Source organism: Streptomyces sp. 549 (assembly GCF_030124175.1).
Lineage (GTDB): Bacteria > Actinomycetota > Actinomycetes > Streptomycetales > Streptomycetaceae > Streptomyces.
Map to the genome: position 1 here is coordinate 30,402 of NZ_JASKMT010000025.1, position 25,237 is coordinate 55,638.

General features: G+C 72.9%; 22 protein-coding genes and 1 pseudogene. 11 read left to right on the forward strand and 12 right to left on the reverse strand.

Annotation, left to right across the window (positions count from 1 at the left end):
• Positions 1 to 55: 55 nt before the first annotated feature.
• The gene (locus tag QNO07_RS22395) at positions 56 to 1,375 is read left to right on the forward strand and encodes a citrate synthase (RefSeq protein ID WP_502961909.1); all 1,320 of its coding nucleotides are present in this window, start codon (positions 56 to 58) and stop codon (positions 1,373 to 1,375) included.
• Between the two features lie 393 nt (positions 1,376 to 1,768).
• Here the strand turns inward: QNO07_RS22395 and QNO07_RS22400 are convergent, their stop codons facing one another.
• Both QNO07_RS22400 and QNO07_RS22405 read right to left on the reverse strand, forming a co-directional pair.
• Positions 1,769 to 4,132: a heavy metal translocating P-type ATPase gene (locus QNO07_RS22400; RefSeq protein WP_283994060.1), complete on the reverse strand. Its 2,364-nt coding sequence runs from the start codon at positions 4,130 to 4,132 to the stop codon at positions 1,769 to 1,771.
• Positions 4,132 to 4,371, reverse strand: coding sequence for a heavy-metal-associated domain-containing protein (locus QNO07_RS22405; RefSeq protein WP_283994061.1), 240 nt, complete (start codon positions 4,369 to 4,371; stop codon positions 4,132 to 4,134). Before QNO07_RS22405 ends, QNO07_RS22400 begins: the two co-directional genes overlap by 1 nt.
• 201 nt (positions 4,372 to 4,572) lie before the next feature.
• On the opposite strand from QNO07_RS22405, the gene QNO07_RS22410 reads away from it, so the two are divergent.
• Positions 4,573 to 4,698 (forward strand): hypothetical protein, encoded by a 126-nt coding sequence (locus tag QNO07_RS22410; protein ID WP_283994063.1) that lies wholly within the window; start codon positions 4,573 to 4,575, stop codon positions 4,696 to 4,698.
• Here QNO07_RS22410 and QNO07_RS22415 read toward each other — a convergent pair.
• The 6 genes from QNO07_RS22415 to QNO07_RS22440 all read right to left on the reverse strand — a co-directional run bounded on the left by QNO07_RS22415 (position 4,674) and on the right by QNO07_RS22440 (position 10,400).
• Positions 4,674 to 4,874 carry a helix-turn-helix transcriptional regulator gene (locus QNO07_RS22415; protein WP_283994064.1) on the reverse strand — a complete coding sequence of 67 codons (201 nt, stop codon included), beginning with the start codon at positions 4,872 to 4,874 and terminating at the stop codon, positions 4,674 to 4,676. The genes QNO07_RS22410 and QNO07_RS22415 overlap by 25 nt on opposite strands.
• A gap of 414 nt (positions 4,875 to 5,288) precedes the next feature.
• The gene (locus QNO07_RS22420) at positions 5,289 to 6,305 is read right to left on the reverse strand and encodes a Gfo/Idh/MocA family protein (protein WP_283994066.1); all 1,017 of its coding nucleotides are present in this window, start codon (positions 6,303 to 6,305) and stop codon (positions 5,289 to 5,291) included.
• A 47-nt stretch (positions 6,306 to 6,352) separates the two neighbouring features.
• A complete protein-coding gene (locus QNO07_RS22425; RefSeq protein ID WP_283994068.1) occupies positions 6,353 to 7,267 on the reverse strand; it encodes a sugar phosphate isomerase/epimerase family protein in 915 nt (304 codons plus the stop codon).
• A 116-nt stretch (positions 7,268 to 7,383) separates the two neighbouring features.
• Positions 7,384 to 8,256: an ATP-binding cassette domain-containing protein gene (locus QNO07_RS22430; protein WP_283994069.1), complete on the reverse strand. Its 873-nt coding sequence runs from the start codon at positions 8,254 to 8,256 to the stop codon at positions 7,384 to 7,386.
• A 6-nt stretch (positions 8,257 to 8,262) separates the two neighbouring features.
• Complete coding sequence (locus tag QNO07_RS22435; RefSeq protein WP_283994070.1) at positions 8,263 to 9,366, reverse strand: ABC transporter permease; 1,104 nt, start codon at positions 9,364 to 9,366, stop codon at positions 8,263 to 8,265.
• The gene (locus tag QNO07_RS22440) at positions 9,366 to 10,400 is read right to left on the reverse strand and encodes a sugar ABC transporter substrate-binding protein (protein ID WP_283994071.1); all 1,035 of its coding nucleotides are present in this window, start codon (positions 10,398 to 10,400) and stop codon (positions 9,366 to 9,368) included. Before QNO07_RS22440 ends, QNO07_RS22435 begins: the two co-directional genes overlap by 1 nt.
• Before the next feature lie 415 nt (positions 10,401 to 10,815).
• Here QNO07_RS22440 and iolC point away from each other — a divergent pair, with 415 nt between their 5' ends.
• From iolC to QNO07_RS22465, 5 genes are all read left to right on the forward strand, one after another.
• Positions 10,816 to 11,760, forward strand: a complete 945-nt coding sequence (gene iolC, locus QNO07_RS22445) for a 5-dehydro-2-deoxygluconokinase (RefSeq protein WP_283994072.1) — start codon at positions 10,816 to 10,818, stop codon at positions 11,758 to 11,760.
• A 68-nt stretch (positions 11,761 to 11,828) separates the two neighbouring features.
• The gene (locus tag QNO07_RS22450; RefSeq protein WP_283994073.1) at positions 11,829 to 12,707 is read left to right on the forward strand and encodes a Cgl0159 family (beta/alpha)8-fold protein; all 879 of its coding nucleotides are present in this window, start codon (positions 11,829 to 11,831) and stop codon (positions 12,705 to 12,707) included.
• A 17-nt stretch (positions 12,708 to 12,724) separates the two neighbouring features.
• Positions 12,725 to 13,741, forward strand: coding sequence for a 5-deoxy-glucuronate isomerase (gene iolB, locus QNO07_RS22455; RefSeq protein ID WP_283994074.1), 1,017 nt, complete (start codon positions 12,725 to 12,727; stop codon positions 13,739 to 13,741).
• The gene (gene iolD, locus QNO07_RS22460) at positions 13,738 to 15,702 is read left to right on the forward strand and encodes a 3D-(3,5/4)-trihydroxycyclohexane-1,2-dione acylhydrolase (decyclizing) (protein ID WP_283994075.1); all 1,965 of its coding nucleotides are present in this window, start codon (positions 13,738 to 13,740) and stop codon (positions 15,700 to 15,702) included. The genes iolB and iolD overlap by 4 nt, the downstream gene beginning before the upstream one ends.
• Before the next feature lie 56 nt (positions 15,703 to 15,758).
• Entirely contained in the window at positions 15,759 to 17,255 is a 1,497-nt protein-coding gene (locus tag QNO07_RS22465; protein WP_283994076.1) for a CoA-acylating methylmalonate-semialdehyde dehydrogenase, read from the forward strand.
• A 338-nt stretch (positions 17,256 to 17,593) separates the two neighbouring features.
• Here the strand turns inward: QNO07_RS22465 and QNO07_RS22470 are convergent, their stop codons facing one another.
• Positions 17,594 to 17,851 carry a hypothetical protein gene (locus tag QNO07_RS22470; RefSeq protein WP_283994077.1) on the reverse strand — a complete coding sequence of 86 codons (258 nt, stop codon included), beginning with the start codon at positions 17,849 to 17,851 and terminating at the stop codon, positions 17,594 to 17,596.
• Positions 17,852 to 17,990: 139 nt separating this feature from the next.
• Between QNO07_RS22470 and QNO07_RS27755 the strand changes: the two are divergent.
• Both QNO07_RS27755 and QNO07_RS22485 read left to right on the forward strand, forming a co-directional pair.
• Positions 17,991 to 19,213: pseudogene (locus QNO07_RS27755) on the forward strand (NsdA family TPR-like regulatory protein).
• Positions 19,210 to 19,752 (forward strand): GNAT family N-acetyltransferase, encoded by a 543-nt coding sequence (locus tag QNO07_RS22485; RefSeq protein WP_283994080.1) that lies wholly within the window; start codon positions 19,210 to 19,212, stop codon positions 19,750 to 19,752. The pseudogene QNO07_RS27755 and the gene QNO07_RS22485 overlap by 4 nt, the downstream one beginning before the upstream one ends.
• Before the next feature lie 20 nt (positions 19,753 to 19,772).
• Here the strand turns inward: QNO07_RS22485 and QNO07_RS22490 are convergent, their stop codons facing one another.
• From QNO07_RS22490 to QNO07_RS22500, 3 genes are all read right to left on the reverse strand, one after another.
• Positions 19,773 to 19,931 (reverse strand): hypothetical protein, encoded by a 159-nt coding sequence (locus tag QNO07_RS22490; protein ID WP_283994081.1) that lies wholly within the window; start codon positions 19,929 to 19,931, stop codon positions 19,773 to 19,775.
• The gene (locus QNO07_RS22495) at positions 19,931 to 20,164 is read right to left on the reverse strand and encodes a hypothetical protein (protein ID WP_283994082.1); all 234 of its coding nucleotides are present in this window, start codon (positions 20,162 to 20,164) and stop codon (positions 19,931 to 19,933) included. Before QNO07_RS22495 ends, QNO07_RS22490 begins: the two co-directional genes overlap by 1 nt.
• A gap of 157 nt (positions 20,165 to 20,321) precedes the next feature.
• On the reverse strand, positions 20,322 to 21,533 hold the full coding sequence (locus QNO07_RS22500) for a helix-turn-helix domain-containing protein (RefSeq protein ID WP_283994083.1): 1,212 nt from the start codon (positions 21,531 to 21,533) through the stop codon (positions 20,322 to 20,324).
• Between the two features lie 184 nt (positions 21,534 to 21,717).
• Between QNO07_RS22500 and QNO07_RS22505 the strand changes: the two genes are divergently transcribed.
• Positions 21,718 to 23,904, forward strand: a complete 2,187-nt coding sequence (locus tag QNO07_RS22505) for an FUSC family protein (RefSeq protein ID WP_283994084.1) — start codon at positions 21,718 to 21,720, stop codon at positions 23,902 to 23,904.
• 19 nt (positions 23,905 to 23,923) lie between these two features.
• Positions 23,924 to 25,234, forward strand: coding sequence for a DUF5005 domain-containing protein (locus tag QNO07_RS22510; protein ID WP_283994085.1), 1,311 nt, complete (start codon positions 23,924 to 23,926; stop codon positions 25,232 to 25,234).
• The last annotated feature ends 3 nt before the right edge of the window (positions 25,235 to 25,237 follow it).

The following is a 25,237-nucleotide window of genomic DNA, read 5'->3' on the forward strand; positions in this document are numbered from 1 at the left end:
CAAATGGGGGACAGTGGAGGCAGTCAGGGCACCTCGAGGAAGAGGCACTACGTCGGTGAGGGATGACGTGAGCGAACACCGCGCAAGCGACAACGACGCAGTAGTACTGCGGCACGGAGACGACGAGTACAGCTACCCGCTGGTGGACAGCACGGTCGGTGACCGTGGGTTCGACATCGGCAAGCTCCGCGCCCAGACCGGTCTGGTGACCCTGGATTCGGGCTACGGCAACACCGCAGGCGTCAAATCAGCGGTCACCTTTCTCGACGGCGAGAAAGGCATTCTCCGCTACCGCGGATATCCGATCGAGCAGGTCGCCGAGCGTGGCACGTTCCTGGAGACGGCCTACCTGCTGATCAACGGCGAGCTGCCCAGCGTGGACGAGCTCTCCGGGTTCCGCAACCAGATCACCCAGCACACGATGCTGCACGAGGACGTCAAGCGCTTCTACGACGGCTTCCCCCGGGACGCGCACCCGATGGCGATGCTGTCCTCGGTGGTCAGCGCGCTGTCCACGTTCTACCAGGACAGCCACAACCCGTTCGACGAGGAGCAGCGCCACCTCTCGACCATCCGGCTGCTGGCCAAGCTCCCCACGATCGCGGCCTACGCCTACAAGAAGGCCATCGGCCACCCCGTGGTCTACCCGCGCAACGACCTCGGCTACGTCGAGAACTTCCTGCGCATGACCTTCTCGGTGCCGGCCGAGGAGTACGGCCTGGACCCGGTCGTGGTGAGCGCGCTGGACAAGCTGCTCATCCTGCACGCGGACCACGAGCAGAACTGCTCCACGTCCACCGTGCGCCTGGTCGGCTCCTCGCAGGCGAACATGTTCGCCTCCATCTCCGCGGGCATCAGCGCACTGTGGGGCCCGCTGCACGGCGGCGCCAACCAGGCGGTGCTGGAGATGCTGGAGAGCATCCAGCGGGAGGGCGGCGACGTCTCGGCCTTCATCCGCAAGGTGAAGGACAAGGAGGACGGCGTTCGCCTGATGGGCTTCGGGCACCGCGTCTACAAGAGCTTCGACCCCCGGGCGAAGATCATCAAGGACGCCGCGCACGACGTGCTGGCCGCCCTGGGCAAGTCCGACGAGCTGTTGGACATCGCGCTCAAGCTGGAGGAGCACGCGCTCAACGACGACTACTTCGTCTCGCGCAACCTCTACCCCAACGTGGACTTCTACACCGGCCTGATCTACCGCGCCATGGGCTTCCCGAGCAGCATGTTCACCGTGCTGTTCGCCATCGGCCGGCTGCCCGGCTGGATCGCCCAGTGGCACGAGATGATCAAGGAGCCGGGTTCCCGGATCGGCCGTCCGCGGCAGATCTACACCGGTGTCGTCGAGCGCGACTACGTGCCCGTCGAGCAGCGCTGACCCACCGCTGCGGGCATCCCGCGTCGGCACGGCCCCGGTCCCCTGCGGACCGGGGCCGTGCCGCGTCGTGAAGGAGACGTAGGTCACACCGGTTTCCAGGGCAACCATCCGGCCCCCTCGTGGGTCTCACGGGTTGGCAGCGACACCCGGCGGCGTTGCTGCCGCGTTGTGCCGAGCGCGTCCGGAGGCTTTGAGCGGCCGTCCCGGAGGCGCAAGCGGCCTCGCAGACGCCCGGCGCGGATCCCGTGGGGGGAATCCGACCGGGAAGAAGGGAACGCCCCGTGCACGGGCCCGTGGGGGGACTCGTGACGGGGCGTTCTCCTGTTCTCCGGCCCGGTCCGCGACTTCGCGTGCCGGGCCGGCGGCCTTCCGGGCCCGGCCGCGACCGGCGGGTCAGCGGAAGCGCCGCAGCCGCAGGCTGTTGAGCACCACGAACACCGACGAGAAGGCCATGGCCGCGCCGGCGATCATCGGGTTGAGCAGCCCCGCCGCGGCCAGTGGCAGCGCGGCCACGTTGTAGCCGAAGGCCCACACGAGGTTGCCCTTGATGGTGGTCAGGGTGCGGCGGGACAGCCGCACCGCGTCCGCCGCCACCCGCAGGTCGCCGCGGACCAGCGTCAGGTCGCCGGCCTCGATCGCCGCGTCCGTCCCGGTGCCCATCGCCAGGCCCAGGTCGGCCTGGGCGAGCGCCGGGGCGTCGTTGACGCCGTCGCCGACCATGGCCACCGTGCGGCCCTCCTCCTGGAGTCGCCGGACCACGTCCACCTTGTCCTGCGGCAGCACCTCGGCGTACACCGCCTCGGGCCCGATGCCGACGCTGCGGGCAACCGACTCGGCGACCGCCCGGTTGTCCCCGGTGAGCAGCACCGGCTCCAGCCCGAGCGAACGCAGCTCCCGCACGGCCTGGGCGCTGGACTCCTTCACGGTGTCGGCGACCGTCAGCAGGCCGCGCACCACCGGCGCGCCCCCGTCCGGCTCGCCCCACGCCACCAGCACAGTCGTCCGGCCCGCCTGCTCGGCCGTGCCGCGCTCAGCCGCCACCGAGTCGGGCAGCGGCACACCGCGGTCCCGCAGCAGGCCCTCCCGGCCCGCCAGGACCGTCCGGCCCGCCACGACGCCCACCACGCCGAGCCCGGCGACGGAGGTGAACTCCTCCGGGTCCGGCAGAGCTGTGCCCAGCCGCTCGGCGGCCCCGGCGGCCACCGCGCGCGCCACCGGGTGCTCCGAGGCGTGCTCCACGGCGCCGGCCAGGCGCAGCAGCTCCTCCTCGGTGACGCCGGGGGCCGGGTGCACGCCGTCCAGCCGCATCCGGCCCTCGGTGACGGTGCCGGTCTTGTCCAGCACCACGGTGTCCACCCGGCGGGTGGACTCCAGCACCTCCGGGCCCTTGATCAGGATGCCCAGCTGGGCGCCGCGCCCGGTGCCCACCAGCAGTGCGGTCGGCGTGGCGAGGCCCAGCGCGCACGGGCAGGCGATGATGAGCACGGCCACGGCGGCGGTGAAGGCGGCGCTCACGTCGCCGCTCAGCCACAGCCAGCCGGCGAGCGTGCCCAGCGCGATCAGCAGCACCACCGGCACGAACACCGACGACACCCGGTCGGCGAGCCGCTGCACCGCGGCCTTGCCGCTCTGCGCCTCGGTGACCATGCGGGTCATCCGGGCGAGCTGCGTGTCGGCGCCGACCCGGGTCGCCTCGACGACCAGCCGGCCGCCCGCGTTGACGGTCGCACCGGTCACCGCGTCACCCGCGGCGACGTCCACGGGCACGGACTCGCCGGTCAGCATCGAGGCGTCGACGGCCGACCGGCCCTGACGGACCACGCCGTCGGTGGCGATCTTCTCGCCCGGACGGACCAGGAAGCGGTCGCCGACCGCCAGCTGCCCGACCGGCACCCGCTCCTCGCGCCCGTCGCGCAGCACGGTCGCCTCTCCGGCGCCCAGCTCCATCAGGGCGCGCAGCGCGGCGCCCGCGCTGCGCTTGGACCGGGCCTCCAGGTAGCGGCCCAGCAGCAGGAAGGTGGTGACCCCGGCGGCGACCTCCAGGTAGATCGCCGAGCCGGCGTCGCCCCGGGAGACGGTGAAGTCGAAGCCGTGCCGCATGCCGGGCATGCCGGCGTGGCCGAAGAACAGCGCCCACAGCGACCAGCCCAGGGCCGCGGAGGTGCCGATGGACACCAGGGTGTCCATGGTCGCGGCGCCGTGCCGGGCGTTGGTCCAGGCGGCGCGGTGGAACGGCAGCCCGCCCCAGACGACGACCGGCGCGGTGAGGGTGAGCGAGAGCCACTGCCAGTTGTCGAACTGCCACGGCGGCACCATCGCCAGCAGGATCACCGGAACCGACAGCACCAGCGACACCAGGAAGCGCTGCCGCAGCGGCGCGTCCTCGTCCGCCTGCCCGGCCGATGCGGTGGCGCCGGCGGTCCCGGGCGCCGCCGCATCGGTTGACACGGCCGGCTGGGGCGGGGCCTCGGCGGTGTAGCCGGTGCGCTCGACGGTGCCGATCAGGTCCGCGACGGTGACGCCGTCCCGGTAGTCGACGCTGGCGGTGCCGGTGGCGAAGTTGACGCTGGCCTCGACGCCCTCCATCCGGTTGAGCTTCTTCTCGATCCGGGCGGCGCAGGCCGCGCAGGTCATACCGCCGACGGTGAGCGCCACACGGTGCTCGGGGCCGCCGGTCCCGGGGTCGCCGGCCCCGGTCGGGCCGGGCGGCGGAGCGGTCGTCGGCCCGGCGGGTGCGCGCGTGCGTGCGCCGGTCATCACACCCTCCCGACAAGCTCGTAGCCGGCCTCGTCCACGGCCGCGGCGACGGCCTCGTCGAACGCGGCGTCGGCGGGCACGGCGGAGGTGACCGTCACCAGGCCGGAGGCGGCGGCGGCCTCGACGGCGGCGACGCCCTCGATCTGCGAGACCTCACCGACGACCGCGCCCTCGCAGTGTCCGCAGGTCATGCCGGTGACCTTGTAGACGGCGGTGGTGTTGGGCTGCTGGGTGCTCATGACCCCTCCAGGGATTGCGGGTGCTTCCGACACTGGCAACCATATACCCCCCCACGGTATTCCGTCGGGCATGGGTGAGGAGTGTCGGCCCGGGCGCGGCGGACCGCGGGCGGGGTCTCGCGGGGTGTGCCGCGCCGGTCGCCGGGCAGGCCCGGTCCGCGCGCCGTGCGCCCGCGCACGCCCAGGGGCCCCGGCCGCCGCGTGCTGCGGTGGCAGGGGCCCCTGGGCTGTTCGATCGATGTGCTGGTGGAGCTGGTGGAGCTGGTGGAGCTGGTGGTGCTGGTGGTGCTGGTGGTGCTTGGTCAGGCGTCGCGTCGTCCGCCGTGACCGGGCCTGCGGGCCACCCAGTCGGCGATGGTGTCCGTGTACCAGTACGGCCTGCCGCCCTCGACGAGGTCGGGCGGCGGCAGCAGGCCGTGCCTTCCGTAGCTGCGCACGGTGTCCGGCTGGACCTGGATGTGTGCGGCGATCTCCTTGTAGGACCACAGGCGTCGCTCGGTCATGTAGGGCACCTCCACGGGTGAGTCCGGTGATGCCCTGTCAGTCTGTGCTCGTGGCGACACGCAGCGTGACAAGCACGGACCGCTGTTGATCCGCTGTGACCGGAAACCCGCGTAACGGTGACGGCTGTGACCGGTCGGCAACGCCTGTTACGCGTGTGGCACCTGGGATGGCCGGTCAGCCCATATGACGATCACCGACAGGCTTCCGGTTCCAGTGCGTCGCAGTGCCGTTGCCAGGCCGGTCCCAGGCCGTTCCGAGGCTGGCCCCGCTGGTGCGCCGCCGGACTCAGCCCCACCCCGCCAGGTACTCGTCGATCCGGCGGCGCATGAACACCGAGGGCTCCATGGCGCGTCGTCGCCGTGGTGGAAGGTGTGCGGCGCGCAGTACAGGTAGGAGACCTGGGGGGGGGTGCCTCAGCGGTAGAAGGCGGGACGTTCGATCATGTCGACGGTGGTTCGCCGGCCCGTGGCCTGCGCGGTGACGCCCGCCTCGCAGACCGCGGCGGCGGCGTACCCGTCCCAGGCGCTCGGCCCGGTGGTGCGGCCCTCGCGGGTGGCGTCCACCCAGCGTTGCAACTCGCGGTCGTAGGCCTCGGCGAACCGGCCGATGAAGTCCTGGGTGATGTCGCCACCCCAGCGCCCGGCCCGGTTGGTCAGCATGCCGTGCCCCTCGCCGATGCGGGCCGTGCCGCCTTCGCAGACCGCCTCGGCCTGCACCTGGTAGCCGAAGCCGCAGGTGGCGAACATCTCGACGTTGACGAGCGCGCCGGCGTCGGTCTCGAAGACCACCAGCTGCGGGTCGCTGAGGCCCTCGGGGGCACCGGAGTTCGCCGTCGGCCGGAAGACGCTGACCGCGGTGATCTCCTGCTCCAGCAGCCAGCGGGCGCAGTCCATCTCGTGCACCACGGCGTCGTTGATGAGCATCTCGTTGGTGAAGTAGTCGTGCACCGAGGCGTTGCGGTGCCGGCAGTGCAGCATCAGCGGCCGGCCCAGCTCGCCGCGCGACAGCAGCTCCTTGAGCTGGAGGTACTCGCTGTCGAAGCGGCGCATGAAACCGACCTGGATGAGCCGCCGGCCGCGTTCCTGCTCGGCCTTGAGCACCCGCAGCGCGCTCTCGGCGTCCGGGGTGAGCGGCTTCTCGCACAGCACCGGCAGGTCCCTGGCCAGTGCGTCCAGCAGCGCCTGCTCGTGGGCCGGGCCGGGGGAGGCGATGAGGACGGCGTCCACACCGTCGGCGTCCATCGCGGCGGCCGGGTCGGTGTACGCGGTGCAGCCGTCCACGCCGTCGGCCAGCGCGGAGGCCCTGGCGTGGTCGAGGTCCACCACCGCCGCCACGTGGGCGCCGCTGGTGACGTGCGTGAGTCGGCGCACGTGGTCGGCGCCCATCTTGCCGGTGCCGATCACGGCGATGCCGACGGAGCCCTGGTTCATGGTTCGTCCTTCGTCTGCGGGGGCGGGGGCGGGGGCGGGGTGGGCGGTCAGGCGCCGCAGGAGCGCAGGAAGCGGCGGGTGCGCTCGGCGATGGGCAGCGGCTGGTCGGGCGGGCACGGGTACATGTCCTGCTCGACGATGGCGAAGAGGTCCACGTCCAGCTTCTGTGCGGCGGTCAGCACCGGGCCCAGCGCGGGCACGCCCAGCGGCGGTTCGCACATCACGCCCTGCTGGACCGCCGGGCCGAACGGGGTGCCGTTCTTCACCACGTCGGCCAGCACGTCCGGGTCGACCTGCTTGAGGTGCAGGTAGCCGATGCGCTCGCCGTAGGTCTCGATCAGCTTCACGCTGTCGCCGCCGCAGTAGGCGTAGTGGCCGGTGTCCAGGCACAGGTTGACCAGGTCGGAGTCGGTCGCGTCGAGGAAGCGCACCACGTGCTCCTCGGTGTCGATGTGCGTGTCGGCGTGCGGGTGGACCACGATGTCCAGGCCGAACTCCTCACGGCAGCGCCGGGCGAGCCGCTCCATGCCGGAGGTGAGCTGCGACCACTGCTCGCCGGTCAGCTCCGGCGGCTCGATCAGCTCTGCCGTCTTGTCGTCGCGCCAGAAGGACGGGATGACCACCAGGTGCCCGGCGCCCATCGCCTTCGTCAGCCGGGCGACCTCCGACACGTGGGCCCAGGTCGCGTCCCACACGGCCGGGCCGCGGTGAAGTCCGGTGAAGACGGTGCCGGCGGAGACGCTCAGGCCGCGGCGCTGCACCTCGTCGGTGAGCCGGGCCGGGTCGGTGGGCAGGTAGCCGTAGGGGCCGAGCTCGATCCAGTCGTAGCCGGCGCCCGACACCTCGTCGAGGAACCGCTGCCAGGGCACCTGCTGCGGGTCGTCGGGGAACCACACACCCCAGGAGTCGGGGGCCGAGCCGATGCGGAGCCGGTCCAGGACGGGGAGGCCGGGGGCTGTCATGACGGGTGTCTCCTCTCACCCGGTCCTGGCCGGACCGGGGAACGTGCGGGTGGGGGAGCGGTGTGCGCCGGGGCGGGCCCGGTGCGGCGTGTCAGGCGGCGTGCGGACGCGCGCTTTCAGCCGCGGGAGGTGCCGGACGCCTTCAGCTCGGTCTCCTCGGGCAGCTCCTCGACGTCCACTCCGCTGACCTGCGACAACTCGTGCTTGAGCGCGGCGAGTTCGGCGCCGCCCGCCATGTGGTTGGTCAGCTCCTCCAGCGTGACCTCGCTGCGGGCGGCGTTCAGTTCCAGCGCGCCCAGCCGCAGCACCGCGAAGTGGTCGCCGACCATGTAGGCGTGGTGCGGGTTGTGGGTGATGAAGATGACGCCGAGGCCGCGCTCGCGGGCGGCGGCGATGTACTTGAGCACCACGCCGGACTGCTTGACGCCCAGGGCCGCGGTCGGCTCGTCGAGGATCAACACCCGGGCGCCGAAGTACACGGCCCGGGCGATGGCCACCGACTGCCGCTGGCCGCCGGAGAGCGAGCCGATCGGCTGCTCCAGGTCGTCCAGCACGATGCCCATGTGGCGCAGCTCGGCGTCGGCGACGCGCTTCATCTCGGCGATGTCGAGCCGGCGGAACGGCCACACGCCGCGGGTGCGTTCGGAGCCGAGGAAGAAGTTCCGCCACACCGGCATCATCGGCACGGTGGCCAGGTCCTGGTAGACGGTGGCGATGCCGTGGTCCAACGCCTCACGCGGGGTGGACAGCCGCACCGGGCGGCCCTCGATGAGGTACTCGCCCTCGGAGTGCTGGTGCAGTCCGGACACGATCTTGATCAGGGTGGACTTGCCTGCGCCGTTGTCGCCGAGCACGCAGGTCACCCGGCCGGGCCGGACGGTCAGGTCGACGCCGCTGAGCGCGCGGACGTTGCCGTAGGACTTGCCGACGCCGCGCAGTTCGACGATCGCCTCGGAGCGGGACGGGCGGTCAGCGGGGGAAGTCGCCATCGTGGGTCACCTCCGGGTGGCCTGGTTGCGCACGTACAGGTTGACGAGGACGGCGAGCAGCAGCATCGCGCCGAGGAAGAACTTGAACCAGTCGGGGTTCCAGTTGGCGTAGACGATGCCCTGGGTGACCATGCCGAAGAGGAAGGCGCCGATCACCGGGCCGACCACCGAGCCGTAGCCGCCGGTCAGCACGCAGCCGCCGATGACCGCCGCCGCGATGTAGAGCAGCTCGTTGCCGACACCCTCGCCGGACTGCACGGTGTTGTACGCGAACAGCTGGTGCATGCCGACGAACCAGGCGGCGAAGCCGACCGTCATGAACAGGGTGATCTTGGTGAAGGCGACCGGCACGCCCACCGCCCGCGCGCTGTCGCGGTTGCCGCCGACGGCGAAGATCCAGTTGCCGTACTTGGTGCGCAGCAGCACCCAGGTGCCGACGGCCGCGAAGAACAGCCACCACAGCACGGTGACGCGGATGCTGGTGCCGCCGATGCTGACGGAGGAGGAGAACACCGCCTGCGCCTGGGAGAAGCCGTCCATGTCGCGGATGGAGTCGGTGGCGACGTTGCCGGTGACCAGCTTGGTGACGGCCAGGTTGGCGCCCTGCAGCATCAGGAAGGTGCCGAGTGTGACCAGGAAGCTCGGCAGCCCCGTCTTGATCAGCAGGAAGCCGTTCAGCGCGCCGACGGCGAGCGACACCACCAGGGCGAAGGCCACGCCCACCCAGACGTTCATCGACAGCTGGAAGGCGAACATGCTGGCGGTGAGGGCGGAGGTGATGACCGCGACGCCGGCGGACAGGTCGAACTCGCCGCCGATCATCAGCAGGGCCACCGCCAGCGCCATGATGCCGATGGTGGAGGACTGGTAGAGCACGGTCGCCAGCGAGTCGAACTGGCGGAAGGAGGGGGCCACGCTGAAGAAGAAGACGTATACCGCGACGGCCCCGATCAGTGCCCCGATCTCGGGCCGGCCCAGCAGGCGGTGCACCGGCGAGCGCCGGGCCGTCCTGCCGTCCTTGCCGGCCGGGCCGGGGCCCCCCGCCGCCGGGGCGGCGGGGGGCGTACCGGCGGGGTCGGCGGCCGGGGTGGCTGCCTGCGCCATGGACATCACCGGGTGCCCTTCTCGGCGAACTTGCCGATCTCTTCGATGTTGTCCTCGTCGACGAACGCGGGGCCGGTCAGCACCGGCTGCTCGCCGCCGCCGCTGAAGTTGCCGTTGTTCTTGTACAGCCACAGCGTGTCGACGGCCAGGTAGCCCTGGAGGTAGGGCTGCTGGTCGACGGCGAAGGCGATGCGGCCGTCCTTGAGGTAGCCGACGAGTTCCTTGTTGAGGTCGAAGGTCGCGACCTCCGCCTTGCTGCCGGACTCCTTCACCGAGTCCACCGCGGTCAGCGCGAAGGGCGCGCCGAGCGTGACGACCCGGTCGACCGACTTGTCCTGGCGGAGCTTGGCCTCGATGGTCGACTTCACCGACGGCATGTCCTTGCCGTTGACGTACAGGATGTCCGTGGTGCCCTCGAAGGTCTTCTTCACACCGGCGCAGCGCGCCTCCAGGGCCACGTGGCCCTGCTCCTGGATGACGCAGATGGCGTGCTTGGCACCGTCGTCGTTGAGGCGCTTGCCGAAGGCCTCACCGGCCACTTCCTCGTCCTGGCCGAAGTAGGACAGCAGTCCCATCTCCTTCCACTGGTCGAGTCCGGCGTTGAAGCCGACCACCGGGATGCCGGCCGCCTGCGCCTTCTCCACGGCGGCCTTCATCGCCTCCGGCTTGGCGGCGGTGATCGCGATGCCGTCCACCTTCTGGTCGATGGCGTTCTGGATCAGGTTCGCCTGGTCGGCCGCCTTCTCGTCGCTGGAGTAGACGAGCTCGACGTTGTCCTTGGCAGCCGCGGCGGTGCCTCCCTTGCGCACGATGTCCCAGAAGGTGTCGCCGGGGGCCGCGTGGGTGATCATCGCGATCTTCATGCGCGGAGTGTCGGCCTTCCCGGCGGCGGACTCGTCGGAGCCCTCCTGGGACTGCATGCCGCCGGAGTCACTGGAGCAGCCCGCGAGAAGAACGACGGCGGCGGCTCCGGCGACGAATGCCGCCGTGGTGGAACGGGAGCTGCGGGCGGCCGAGCCCGGACGGATGGTGCGCTTCATGGTCCTGACCTCACTTCGGGTGAGTGGAGGGGAGAGAAAGCGGAGGGAGGGGACCCGCCGGACCGTGGGGGAGGGACGACATTCCGGGGGCCATGGGGGACGCCTTCGGTCGTCGACCGGAAACGTCACCGTTTGCTGGTCTGGATTCGACTCCTTGAGGAGTGGCGCTGTCAAGACTTTGTCAGGACAACACTTCATCTTGACGTAACAGCACGATAACGCCGACGACGCTTTGGGGTCCGGACGTCCGAATGTAAGGACAAATTATTGACAGCGGCCGGGAGCCGGGTCTACATCTTGAGTCACTGCGGGCCTCCTCGCCTCACCTGGCTCGCCCCGCCCGCCCGCGAACCGACAGACGACGGCCACCCCGAGCAGGGGCGGCGAACCGGTGGAAGCCGAGGAAAGAGCAGCCATGACCGAGCCACTCGACGTCATCACGATGGGCCGCATCGGGGTGGACGTCTACCCGCTCCAGACCGGTGTGCCGCTGCCGCAGGTCGAGACGTTCGGGAAGTTCCTCGGCGGATCACCCACCAACGTGGCGGTGGCCGCGTCCCGCCTGGGCCGGTCCGCCGCGCTCATCAGCCGCACCGGCGCCGACCCGTTCGGCGACTACTGCCACCAGGCGCTGCGCGGGTTCGGCGTCGACGACCGGTGGGTCACCGCCGTCCCCGGGCTGCCCACCCCGGTCACCTTCTGCGAGATCTTCCCGCCCGACGACTTCCCGCTCTACTTCTACCGGCAGCCCAAGGCACCGGACCTGGAGATCCGGCCGGCCGAACTCGACCACGCCGCACTCGGCGCCGCCCGCATCCTGTGGGTCACCGGTACCGGCCTGTGCGAGGAGCCCAGCCGCTCGGCGACACTCGCCGCGCTGGCCTCCCGCGGCGGGAGCGGCCACACCGTCTTCGACCTCGACTGGCGGCCGATGTTCTGGGCCGACCCCGCAGGCGCCCGCCCCTACTACCGGCAGGCGCTCGAACACGTCACCGTCGCCGTCGGCAACCTCGACGAGTGCGAGGTGGCCACCGGCGTGCGCGACCCGTGGGGCTGCGCGGACGCGCTGCTGGCCGCCGGCGTGGAGCTGGCCGTGGTCAAGCAGGGCCCCAAGGGCGTGCTCGCCGTGCACCGCGACGGACGCTCAGCCGAGGTGCCGCCGCACCCCGTGGAGGTGGTCAACGGGCTCGGGGCCGGCGACGCCTTCGGCGGCGCGCTCTGCCACGGCCTGCTCGCCGGCTGGGACCTCGACCGCATGATGCGCTTCGCCAACGCCGCCGGCGCGCTGGTCGCCTCCCGCCTCGCCTGCTCCTCCGCGATGCCCTTCGCCTCCGAGGTCGAAGAACTCCTCGCCGGCTGACGCCCGGCCGCCCCACGCCTTCCCCTCCCCGCGGAGGGCGCCCCGCTACCTCCGACAGGGAGCACGCTTTGAGCATCAGCATCTCCGACCTCGTCCGGGTGCGCGCCCGGCACCCGGAGGCCATCGCAGAGGCCGCCGACCGGCGCGCCCGCCGCCCGCTCCTCGGTGACTCCGGACGGCTGATGATCGTCGCCGCCGACCACCCCGCCCGCGGCGCGCTCGCCGTCGGCACCCGGCACCTGGCCATGGCAAACCGCCCGGACCTGCTGGAACGGCTGACCCTCGCGCTCTCGCGGCCCGGTGTCGACGGAGTGCTCGCCACCGCCGACATCCTGGAGGACCTGCTCCTGCTGGGCGCGCTGGAGAACAAGGTCGTGATCGGCTCGATGAACCGCGGCGGCCTGGCCGGCGCCACCTTCGAACTGGACGACCGCTTCACCGGCCACCGCGCCGAGGACCTCGCGCGCCTGCACTTCGACGCCGGCAAGCTGCTGCTGCGCATCGACTACGAGGACCGGGGCTCGCTGAGCACCATGTTCTCCACCGCCCGGGCGGTGGACGAGATGGCCGCCCACCGCCTGCCCGTCTTCGTCGAACCGTTCATGTCCCGGCGCAGCGACGGCAAGGTCACCAACGACCTCAGCGCCGAAGCCGTCACCAAGTCCATCGCCATCGCCTCCGGGCTGGCCGGCACCTCGGCCTACACCTGGCTGAAGGTGCCGGTGACCAACGACGTCGACGACATGGCACATGTCATGGAGACGTCCACGCTGCCCGCGGTGCTGCTCGGCGGCGAGGTCAACGGCGACCAGGACGGCGCCTACGAGAAATGGCGCAAGGCACTCGCCCTGCCCACCGTGCAGGGCCTGGTCGTCGGCCGGTCCCTGCTCTACCCGGCGGACGGTGACGTCGGCGGCGCCGTCGACACCGCCGTGGGACTGCTCTGAGAGGGGAGGCTGACACCATGACCGACACCACCCGACGCACCGACACCACCCGGCACCCCGAAGCCGCCCAGCACCCCGAAGCCGCCCAGCGCACCGAGGCGGACGGCGGCTTCCACCTGCCGGCCGGCAGTGCCGCGCGCGGCCCCTACACCCTGGACGTCGACCCCGAGCGGGCCGGCTGGGGGCACAGCTCGCTGCGGATCGTCGAACTGCCGCCCGGCGGACGCCACGCCTTCCCCACCGGCGACAGCGAGTGGATCGTGCTGCCGCTCGCCGGTGCCTGCACGGTCGCCGTCGACGGGCAGGTCTTCGACCTGCACGGGCGGCCCGGCGTCTTCGAGGCCGTCACCGACTTCGCCTACCTGCCCCGCGACGCCGACGCCGAGCTGGCCTCCGAGCGTGGCGGGCGGTTCGCGCTCACCGGCGCCCGCTGCGAGCGGCGGCTGCCCGCCCGCTACGGACCCGCCTCCGGCGTGCCCGTGGAGCTGCGCGGCAGCGGCACCTGCTCGCGCCAGGTGAACAACTTCGGCGCGGCCGACGTGTTCGAGGCCGACCGGCTCATCGCCGTGGAGGTGCTCACCCCCGGCGGCAACTGGTCGTCCTACCCGCCGCACAAGCACGACGAGTGCCGGCCCGGGGAGGAGTCGGAGCTGGAGGAGATCTACTACTTCGAGATCGCCCCGCACGACGGCACACCCGGCCTGGGCTACCAGCGGGTCAGCCCCTCGGGGAGGGGCCGCGGCACCGACGTGCTCGCCGAGGTGCGCAGCGGTGACGCGGTGCTCATCCCCGACGGATGGCACGGCCCGTCCATCGCCGCGCCGGGCCACGACATGTACTACCTCAACGTCATGGCCGGCCCGGGTCTGGATCGCGGCTGGCTTATCTGCGACCATCCTGACCACGCGTGGATCCGTCGTGCATGGGGAGAAACACCAGTGGATTCGAGGCTACCGATGTATCAGGCGAGTGAATCCGCACATCAGGGGCGGGAATCCGCACCGCAGACGAAGGACAAGGAGGGGGGCCGGTGACGTCCGTCCGCAGGCTCACGGTCGCCCAGGCGCTCGTCCGCTTCCTCACCGCCCAGTACACCAGCCGCGACGGCCGGCGGCAGCGACTTGTCAACGCCACCTGGGGCATCTTCGGGCACGGCAACGTCGCCGGCATCGGCCAGGCGCTGCTGGAGCACCAGGACACCATGCCCTACCTCCAGGGCCGCAACGAACAGGCCATGGTCCACGCCGCCGTCGGCTACGCCCGGCACAGCAACCGGCTGCGCGTGCACGCCGTCACCACCTCCATCGGCCCCGGCGCCACCAACCTCGTCACCGGCGCCGCCCTGGCCACCGTGAACCGGCTGCCGGTGCTGCTGCTGCCCGGCGACACCTTCGCCACCCGCGTCGCCGACCCGGTGCTCCAGCAACTGGAGGCACCCGGCGCGGGGGACGTCTCCGTCAACGACGCGCTGCGGCCCGTCTCCCGCTACTTCGACCGGATCACCCGGCCCGAGGCGCTGATCCCCGCCGCGCTGGAGGCCATGCGGGTGCTCACCGACCCGGCCGAGACCGGCGCCGTCACCCTCGCGCTGCCCCAGGACGTCCAGGCCGAGGCGTACGACTGGCCGGAGGAGTTCTTCGCGGAGCGCGTCTGGGCGGTCCGCCGCCCCGCACCGGACGCCACCGAACTGGCCGCCGCGACCGCCGCCGTGCGCGCCGCCCGGCGCCCGCTGATCGTCGCCGGCGGCGGTGTGCACCACAGTGAGGCCGAGCAGGCCCTGCGGGCGCTGGCCGACGCGACCGGCATCCCGGTGGCGTCCACCCAGGCCGGCAAGGGCTCGCTGCGCCACGACCACCCCGCAGACGTCGGCGGCATCGGCCACACCGGCACCGCCACCGCCGACGCGCTGGCCCGCGAGGCGGACCTGGTGCTCGGCGTCGGCACCCGCTACTCCGACTTCACCACCGCTTCCGGCACCCTCTTCACCCACCCCGGCGTGCGGTTCGTCAACCTCAACACCACCGCCTTCGACGCGCACAAGCAGAGCGCGCTGCCGCTGGTCGCCGACGCCCGCGCCGGACTGGAGGCGCTCACCGAAGCCCTCGCCGGCCACCGGCTGCCCGACGCCTACCGCGAGGAGTACCGGGCGGCGAAGGAACGCTGGGAGCGCACGGTGGACGCCGTCTACGCGGCCGAGGACGACACCCGGCGGCCCACCCAGCCGCAGGTGCTCGGCGCGCTGGACGCCGTCGTCGGCGACGAGGACGTGGTGATCAACGCGGCCGGCTCGCTCCCCGGCGACCTGCACAAGCTGTGGCGGGCCCGCTCACCGCGCCAGTACCACCTGGAGTACGGCTACTCCTGCATGGGGTACGAGATCCCCGCGGGCATCGGCGTGCGGCTGGCCGCCCCCGACACCCCGGTGTGGTCCCTCGTCGGCGACGGCACCTATCTGATGATGCCCACCGAGATCGTCACCGCCGTACAGGAGGGGATCAACGTCAACCTGGTGCTGCTGCAGAACCACGGTTACGCCTCCATCGGCAACCTCGCCGAGGAGACGGGCGCGGAGCGGTTCGGCACCGCCTACCGCTACCGCGCCGCCGACGGCACCTACACCGGCGACCCGCTGCCGGTGGACCTCGCCGCCAACGTGGCCTCGCTCGGCATGGACGTGCTGCGCGCGGAGACGGTCGCCGAACTGCGGCAGGCGCTCGCCACCGCGCGCGCCTCCGACCGCCCCACCTGCGTGTACGTCGAGACCGACACCAGCCCCACCGCGCCCGGCGCGCAGGCCTGGTGGGACGTCCCCGTGGCCGGGACCGCCACCCGCCCGGCCGCCCGCAAGGCCCGCGCCGAGTACGAGCGCCAGGTCGCCGCCCGCCGCCGCCCGCTCACCCCGCCGCAGGCCCCGGAACCCGGCCCGTCCGCAGATCCCCGCCCGTCCGCCGCCCCCGGCACCTCCGCCGGAACCCGACCGCCCGCCACGCCGTGAACGGCCGTCCCGCAGATCCGCCGCCGCGCGTTACCGCCGCGCAGAAGGAGCACCGAATGAAGACCGTCGGCCACTGGATCGACAACAAGCCGGTAGACGGCACCTCCGGCAACCACAGCCCGGTGTACGACCCGGCCACCGGGGAGCAGACCACCCGCGTCGCCCTGGCGTCCGCCACCGAGGTGGACACCGCCGTCGCCGCCGCCTCCGCCGCGTACCGCACCTGGAGCCAGACCTCGCTGTCGCGCCGCACCGCGATCCTGTTCCGTTACCGCGAGCTGCTGGACGCGCACCGCGACGAGCTGGCCAGCCTGATCACCGCCGAGCACGGCAAGGTCCACTCCGACGCGCTGGGCGAGGTGGCGCGCGGCCTGGAGATCGTCGAACTGGCCTGCGGCATCCCGGAGAAGCTCAAGGGCGAGCTGTCCACGCAGGTCTCCACCCGGGTCGACGTGGCCTCCATCCGCCAGTCGATCGGCGTGGTCGCGGGCATCACGCCCTTCAACTTCCCCGCCATGGTGCCGATGTGGATGTTCCCGCTGGCCGTGGCCTGCGGCAACACCTTCGTGCTGAAGCCCAGCGAGAAGGACCCCTCCGCCTCCTACCGGCTGGCGGAACTGGCCGCCGAGGCCGGGCTTCCCGAGGGCGTGCTGAATGTCGTCAACGGCGACAAGGTCGCCGTCGACCGGCTGCTGGAGCACCCCGACGTGGCGGCGGTGTCCTTCGTGGGCTCCACGCCCATCGCCCGCTACATCCAGGCCGGCGCGGTCGCCGCGGGCAAGCGGGTGCAGGCGCTCGGCGGCGCCAAGAACCACATGCTGGTCCTGCCGGACGCCGACCTGGACTTCGCCGCCGACAACGCCATCAACGCCGCCTACGGCTCGGCCGGCGAGCGCTGCATGGCCGTCTCCGTCGTCGTCGCCGTCGGCGCCACCGGGGACGAACTGGTCGCCAAGATCGCCGAGCGGGCCCGTGCGCTGCGCATCGGTCCCGGCAACGACCCGGCGTCCGAGATGGGCCCGTTGATCACCGCCGAGCACCGCGACAAGGTGGCCGGCTACGTGCGCGGCGCCGCGGCGCAGGGCGCCGAGGTCGTCGTCGACGGCACAGGGCTGCGGGTCGAGGGCCACGAGCAGGGCTTCTTCCTCGGCGTGTCCCTGCTCGACAAGGTGCCCACCGACGCCGACGCCTACCGCGACGAGATCTTCGGACCCGTCCTGTGCGTGGTGCGGGCCGACACCTACGAGGAGGCGCTCCAGCTCATCAACAGCTCCCGCTGGGGCAACGGCACCGCGATCTTCACCCGGGACGGCGGCGCGGCCCGCCGGTTCCAGCTGGAGGTCGAGGCCGGCATGGTCGGCGTCAACGTGCCCATCCCGGTGCCGGTCGGCTACCACTCCTTCGGCGGCTGGAAGGACTCGCTCTTCGGCGACCTGCACGTCTACGGCAACGACGGCATCGCCTTCTACACCCGCGGCAAGGTCATCACCACCCGCTGGCCCGACCCGGCCGACAGCGGCGGCATCAACCTGGGCTTCCCCAGCAACCACTGAGCAGCCCTGCCGGATGCCCGCTGACGGGCCACGTTGCGCGGCGTCAGGCCAACGAGCGGACGGCAGGGAGCCGCAAAACGGATGGAGGCGGCCCCGGGTGCGCGGATCCACGTACGCGCCCGGGGCCGCCCCTGCGCGGGCCGCCCGCGCCGTTCGCCGGGGGCATGGCGCAGGCGGCCCGGTCTATCGGCCGGCCGCTGCTGGTTGGCAGCGGTGGCAGGCGCACGGCGGCCAGGCCAGCGTCACCGGCAGCTGCTCGTCGCGGGTAGGCCGCACCGTGCGCTGGACCACGGTGACGCGGCTGCCGTCCGGCCGGAGACGGTACACGCGCAGCCACATCACGGGGCCAACTCCTCGGCGAGCGCGTCACGCAGGGCCTCGGCGGCGAACAGGACGGACAGGGCGTAGCGCACCTCGGCGGTGGTGATGATCCAGGTCCGGCCGTCGGCGTCCGTGTGGGCCCCGTTGTGGTCGGTTGGGCGGGCGCAGGGCAGCCGTTCGCCAGCGTCTCCGGGCCCGTCCTGCCACGGCGGACGCAGCGCCCCGCAGGGGACCGTCGGGGTGTTCACCGGGCGACGTGGGCGGTGTGTGGTCATGCGTCGAGACTCCCGGAAGTGTCCGGTAGGCCATCAGGACACAACCACCCCAGTTACCGACAGCGGACCGGACGGTTTCACCGGACGGGCCACATCGGTAGGACTACGGTCGAGGGCAAGCACACAGGGGGACACGGCCATGGTGAAGCGGCGGAACACCACGCTGGAGAGGCTGCTCAGCGAGTTCGGCTACACCCACCAGCAACTCGCCGACGAAGTCAACCGCGCCGCCGAGGACGAGTTCGGCACTCCGGCGAACTGCACCGACCGGCACGTGAGGCGCTGGATCTCCGGCGAAGTGCAGTGGCCGTGGTCCCGCTACCTTCGGCCCCTTCAGCACATCTTCGACCGCCCCCCACAGGACATGGGCTTCGTGCCACGCAAGGCCGCACCGCCGCCCGCAGCGCCCCGGCCAGCGCCCGCGCAGGACCGGCACCCCGTGCAGCGCCGGACCTTCATCGCCGCGTCTCTCGCCACCGCCCTCGGCACTGACCAGACACCACAGCGCGGACGTATCGGCAGGACGGACATGGACCGCATCCACGGCACGATCACGCTGTTGGACGCCCACTTCAACGGGCTCGGCGGCGGTGCCCTGGCGCACGTCGCCACCGACTTCCTGAACCGGCTCCACCGCGCCTTGGACCACTGCCTCTACGGTGAGCGCGTCGAACGCGCCCTGCAACGCGCTGTCGCCGACGTGGCGGCCTGCGCCGGATGGTCCGCGTACGACTGCGGCGACCATGCCCGTGCCGCGCAGTTGCGCAACGAAGCCCTGCAAGCCGCTCTGCTGGCCCGTGACCCGGTCGCCGTCACCCGCGCCTGGTCCGACCTCGCAGTCCAGGCCGAGCACACCGGGCGCCCGGCCGAGGCGGCGCGCATCAACCGGGCCGCCCTGGGTGAGCGGCACGTCCGTGCTCAGCCGCTGCTCGCGCGCTGCTGCATGCCCGCCTCGCGGACTGCCTCGCGCAGACAGGCGATCCCGCGGGCATGGGCCGGCAGTTGGCTGCCGCTGAGCGGGTGTACGACCGGGCCGACCCGGTGGGCGCGGCGTCGTGGCTGGCGTTCCTCACCCCGGCGGAGCTGTCCGGGCTGGCCGCGCTCGCGCACCAGAGCGCCGGCCTGTACGGGCGTGCCGAGGAACAGGCCGCCCACACACTTGACCTGCTCGAAGGGCGCTTCACCCGCAACCGGGCGTACTACACGGTGCTGCTCGCCGAGCTTCAGCTTGCCCAGGGCGACGCCGGCCGGGCCGCCGCCACGGTGGGCGACGTTCGAGCGTCCGGGGTGGTGAGCAGCCGTATGGCTGCCCGTATGGAGCGGGTGATGGCCGCTGCTGAGCGCAGGGAAGGGGCACCGTGACGAGACGCGCCGAGCTTGATCTGAGGCAGTACGGCCACGCTGACGCCGCCGCGATCCGCCCGCTTCTCCTCGATGTCCATGACGAGGTGTACGAGGGCAGCGGCGACCCGCTCGCGGGCCGGGAGGTGTTCGCGGAGTTCGTGGACCACTGGTCGGGTCGGGAGGGCTTCGCGTGCGTGGTCGGCTACGACCAGGGTGTGCCGGTCGGCTACGCCTACGGTGCTCCGCTCGGCCCGGACACGGCCTGGTGGGCGGAAGTGAATCCGCCGCTGCCCGCGGAGTTCACCGCGGAGAGCGGTGCGCGAACCTTCGCCCTGTCCGAGCTGATGGTGCGCACACCGTGGCGGAAGACCGGCGCGGCCCGCTCCCTCCACGATGCGCTGATCGGATCCCGTCCGGAGCACCGGGTCACGCTGCTGGTTCAGAGGGCGCACAGCAAGGTGCGAGCCCTGTACGAGGGGTGGGGGTACCGGACGGTGGGTGACGTGGTGCCGTTCGAAGGGGCGCCGGACCTGTGCGCGATGGTGCTGGACCGCTGAGCCGGAGCAGCTCCAGCTTGTCAGTCGGCGCCCGGTGGCTGCTTCCGGCAGCGGGGGCAGGCACAGGGCGGCCAGGCGAGCGTCAGCGGCAACCGGCCGTCGCGGGTGGGCCGCGTGGTGGTCCGCACCACGGTGACGCGGCTGCCGTCCGGCCGGAGACGGTACACGCGCAGCCACATCACGGGGCCAACTCCTCCGTGAGCGCGTCACGCAGGGCCTCGGCGGCGAAGACCACCGACAGCGCGTAGCGGACTTCTGCGGTGGTGATGATCCAGGTGCGGCCGTCGGCGTCCGCGTGCGGGCCGTCGTGGTGGGCCTGGCGGGCGCAGGGCAGCCGTTCGTCCAGGTCTTCGGGCCTGTCCTGCCACGGGGGGCGTCGGGCCCCGCACAGAACCTTGCAGGCGTGGAGCATCCGTGTGTCCTCACTGCTCGGCGAGGCGGAACCGGTCGGCCTGTCGGGGTGTTCCGGCCGGTGCCGCTGTCAGTGAGCGCACGCTATGGGCGCGCAGAGTGAGGGAACAGTGACGCTCCGCCCTATTCTCCCGCGAGGGTAGGACACCTCGTCCTAGCTAGCCGTCCAGGTGCAGGCGATCGGCCAGTTCGGTCACCGTGGAGGTGCGGCGCCGCTCCCTGCTGCGGAGTTCAGCGACGACCCGCCGGGCGGTCCCGTGGTAGCGCATCCACTCGGGGGCGTCGCTCTCCGCGGTGAGTAGCGCGCGTGTGGCGAGGTCGTCCTTGCCGAGGTCGGAATACGCCAACGCCCGGTCCACGTGGAAGCGGGCCCGCCACGTCGGCGGCAACTTCCCGACCTCGGGTACCTGCCGGGCCGCGCTCAGCGCCTGCGCGCCCTGCTCCATCTCCACCAGGAAGTTGACCTTCGCGACTCCGGCGTTCGTCGGGCCGAAGGGAGTGCCGTAGTCCAGGCGGTCACGGCCGATCCTCGCGCCGGCCGCCGTCGCCATGTTCAGCAGTTCCGTCACTGTGTCGTGGCGTCCCTGCCGTACGGCCGCGGTCGCTGCGCGCAGCAGCAGGATGCCCCACAGGGACAGGTCCAGCTCAGGTGAGCGGAAACCCGGTTCGATAGCCTCGGCTCGCTTCAGCGCGATGCGTTCGGCGTCTTCCAGCCGACCCTGCTTGGTGAAGATCCACGCCAGGGACGAGATGCCGACGGTCACCAGGTGCGGGTCGTCGGAGTGGTGAGCTGCCGTCATCGCTCGTTCCATCGCGGTGAACGCCGCGTCTTCTTTCGACAGGGCCGTCAAGGTGGTGGCGGCGACCTGGTACGCCTCGGCAAGCACCGCGTAGGCGGCGGCCTGCTCGGCGCCGGTGTGGGCGCGGGCCGCGGCGCGGGCGTCGCGGATGAGCTGCGGCAGCATCAGGCCGATGGCGTGCATCTCGCCCCTGCGCCGCACATCGGCGGTCGAGCGCAGGGCGGCTTTCAGCGCGCCGATACTGGGCGGTTCCTCCGGGTCGTTGTCCTCCCCGAGGAGATCGGACACGGGGGAGACGGCCTGCCTGAGGGCGAGGACGGAGGGGTTGTCACCGTCGCGGTGCGCCTCGAAGGTGATGGGTTGTCCGATGAGTACGGACGGTTCGACGTCCAGGGCGCGGGCGAGCCGGTTGATGGTCGACAGCCGTGCGGTCTGCCGACGACCTTGCTCCAGCTTGCGGACCACGTCGACGCACAGGCCCGCGGCCTCGGCGAGCCGTTCCTGCGTCAGGTCGCGCCGGTTTCGAAGCCGGGCGATCCGGTCGCCGATGCTGGTCTGTTCCTCGTGCATGAGCAGCCCCCGCCGGGTGGATGTGGTTCCAAGCTACGTCCTACCCGCGAACGGACGGCAGGGTCCAGACGTAGTCGGCGTCACCGTCGCTGCTCTCGGGCAGACCTCGCAGCCGGGCGTTCCTCGCGTCACCACCGCCCGCCGCTCCCGCCTTCGCCCGGACCGTTCCGTATCCTTGCCGATCATGACAGCAACCGGCCGGGACACCCTCAGGTCCTGGGCGAAGGCGCTGCGCGACACCGCGCGCTCCGGGGTCCGCGTGGAGCGCGCGGCCCTCACGCCGCTGATCGCCGTGCGCGGCGCCTGCGGCGTGGCGCTCGTGGTGGGCCTCGCCCTGTGGCTGGGCACCCCCGCGCTCGCCGTATCGTCCGCGTTCGGCGCGTTCGCCTCCGGCATCGCCACCTTCCAGCGCAGCTGGCGGCCCCGCCCCGAACTGGCCCTGGGCGCCGCCGCCGGACTGTCGGCGAGCGCCTTCCTCGGCTACCTGCTGGCGGGCAGCCCGCCAGCGTTCTTCGCCCTGCTCCTGCTGTGGTCGTTCGCGGCCGGCATGGCCTGGGCCGTGGGGCCGGTCTCCGGTGTGGTCGCGGGTTTCACCGTGGCCTGCATGCTGATCGTCGTCACGCTGCCCGGCTCGGTGCCCGACGCCGGCCTGCACGCGCTGACCATCGCGCTGGGCGGGGTCGTCCAGGCGGGGCTGATCGTGGTGTTCCCGATCCGCCGCTGGGGCGCCCGCCGGGACGCGCTGGCCGACGCGCTCGCCGGGGTCGCCGACTACGCCCGCCGCCTGCGGCACGACCCGGTGGCGCCCTTCGACCCGCAGCCGCTGATGGAGGCCCGCAGCGCCGCCGCCGTCAGCCCCCGCCAGGCCCGCCGCCGTCCCCGCCAGCTGCGCGGTTACCGCGCGCTGGCCGAACGGTTCCGGCCGGTGCTCGCCTCCCTCGCCGACCCCGTGGTCGGCGGCGCCGCGGCCGACGGCCCGGAACGCGACCGGGTACGGGAACTGCTCGGCGCGGCGGCGACCGTGCTGGACTCCACCGCCCGTGCGATCCGCCGTGCCGAGCCCGTCAGGGTGCCCTCCGACGCGTTGGACAGCCTGAAGGTGCCCGCGGACGGGCCGGTGCTGCCAGCCGGGCCCGCCCGCAAGGCAGCGCTGCGGCTGATCGCGCTCAGCGAGGAGGCGGTGGACGCCGCCGAGCAGCCCGTCGAGGTCACGGCCGGAGGCCGCCCGCCGTACCTGCGGCGGCCCGGCGGGCCGAGCGCCGTCGCGGTGGCGCTGCGGGCGGTGCGTCGCGAACTGCGCTCCGACTCCGCGGTGCTGCGGCACGCGCTGCGGCTGGCCGCGGTGGTGGCGGTGGGTCAGGTGATCGGCGGCTGGCTCTCACCCGAGCACGGCTACTGGATCGCGCTGACCGTGGTGATGGTGCTGCGCCCCGACTTCTCGCAGACCTTCGAGCGCGGCAGCGCCCGGCTGGTCGGCACGGTCGCCGGGGTCGCGGTCGCCGGCGTGGTGCTCGCGCTGGCCCGCCCCGGGCCCGCGGTGTGCGCGGCGCTGGCGGTGCTGAGCGTGTTCGCGCTGTACCTGCTGATGCGGACCGGGTACAGCGTGGTGTCGGGGTGGACCAGCGCCTACGTGGTGTTCCTGCTCGGCGTCGTCGGCCAGGACTGGGCGCAGACGGTTCCCGAGCGCATCGAGCTGACCCTGGTCGGCGGTGTGCTGGCGCTGCTGTCCTACCCGGTGCTGCCCGTCTGGGAGACACCGCGCCTGCGGGACCGCCTCGCGGACTGGCTGGCCGCCAACTGCCGCTACGCCGCCGCCGTCGTGCACACCTGGGACCGGCCGGCCCAGGCCCGTCCCCGGCAGGTCAGGGAGGCGCAGCTGGACGCCCGCGCGGCCCGCTCGGAGTGGGAGCAGGCCACTGCCAGGGCCGGTGCCGAACCGGTCCGGCACCGCGGGCTGTCCCGGCGCAGCGCGGCCGAGGCGCAGAGCGCGCTGCTGACCATGGGACGCGTCACCATGCTGCTGGAGGCGCAGCCCACGGACCCCGCCCTGCCGCCCGACCCGGGTGCCGAGCAGTTCGCGCGGGCCCTGACCGCGGCGGCCGGCCCGGCTGCCGACGCGCTGCGGGCCGGCGTCGCGCCGCGCTGGGACACCGTGCACACGGCCCTGGACGAGTGGCGGCGCAACTCCGAGCACTCCGAGGGCGTCGCGGTCCGCGTCGCGGAACTGCTGACCGACGCGCTGGACGAGCTGGCCGCCGCCGTCACCCCGCGCCCCGGCCCGACCGGACGCCGAGGGCAGCAGCCCGGTCCGTCGTCCGGGCCCTCGCCCGATCCGTCTTCCGGTCCGTCTTCCGGTGCGCCGCCGGGGTGATCCGTATCCTGGGCGGCCTATGACCGAGACGCGAGCCGCCGCCCGCACCCGCGCCCCGCGCTTCCGGCTGCCCCGAAGGCCCCGGCTGCTAGGCCCGCTCGGCCTGCTGGTCGTCGCCGCCCTGGTGCTGGTCTGGCTGACCGTGCCGGGGGACGAACGGCAGGACCGCGACGACCGGGGGGCGGACGCGTGCCGTCCGCTGGCCGTCACCGGCTGGCAGCCCGACCGCCGCACCACCGGCGAGTTCACCCGCTACGGCAACGACAACACCCGCCTGGACGACTGGACCGGCGGCGACGGCAGCCGCTCGGTGCGGCTGCCCGACGGCCGGACCCTGTGGCTGTCCGCCGACACCTTCCTGGACCGGGTGCACGGCGGCCGGTCCAGGGACGAGCGCCCGGTGTGGGTGCGCAACGCGGCGCTGGTGATGGACGAGGACGGCCGGCTGGAGCGGACGGTGCTGGGCGCGGGCCCCGGTGCGCTGTTCCCCGGGCTTGCCGCCGCCGACGGTCGGGAGGTGTGGCGCTGGCCCGTCCAGGCCGTGGTGGAGCCGCGCACCCCGGGCGCCGAGGAGCAGGTGGTGCGGGTGCTGCTGTGGCAGCGGGAGGCCGGCTCGGGCGAGTGGGTCTACGGGGTGCCGCGGGCGACGGAGGTGGCGACGCTGTCGCTGCCCGACCTGGCCGTGGAGTCGATCACGCCGGTGGACACCCCGGAGGACGCAGACCCGGCCCGCCGCGTGCTCTACGGCACGGCCGCGGTCCGCTCCGGCGGCTGGACGTACGTGTTCGGCGCCGACGAGGGCACCGCCCGCGGCGGCGCGTCCGGCGCGCACGTGGCGCGGGTGCCGCCCGGCCGGCTGGCCGACCCGTCGGCGTGGCGCTGGTGGGACGGCTCCCGCTGGCAGCGGGAGGCCGCCCGTTCCGCCGAACTGCCGGTCGGCCCCGACGAGGCGCGCGGCGCCAGCAACACCTACACCGTGGTCCGGCGCGGCGGCACCTGGCTGCTGCTGACCACGGACGCGGGCGGCCCGGACGGGCGGGGGCTGACCACCGTCACCTCGTACTGGTCGTGCTCGCCGCAGGGCCCGTGGCGCGGCCCGTCCGACGTGCTGGAGCCGCCGCTGCCGCCCGGCGGCGAGGCGGCCGGTGCGGCGCCCTACAACCCGCAGGCGCACCCCGCGCTCGACGCGCCGGACGGCGGCGACCCGCCGCGCGAGCTGGTGCTCAGCTACGACGTGAACGTGCCGGAGTCGGTGGCGGCGGTGCAGCGGGACGTCGCGCTGTACCGGCCGCGGTTCGTGCGCCTGGAGCTGGGCCGCCCCGGCGAGTGACGC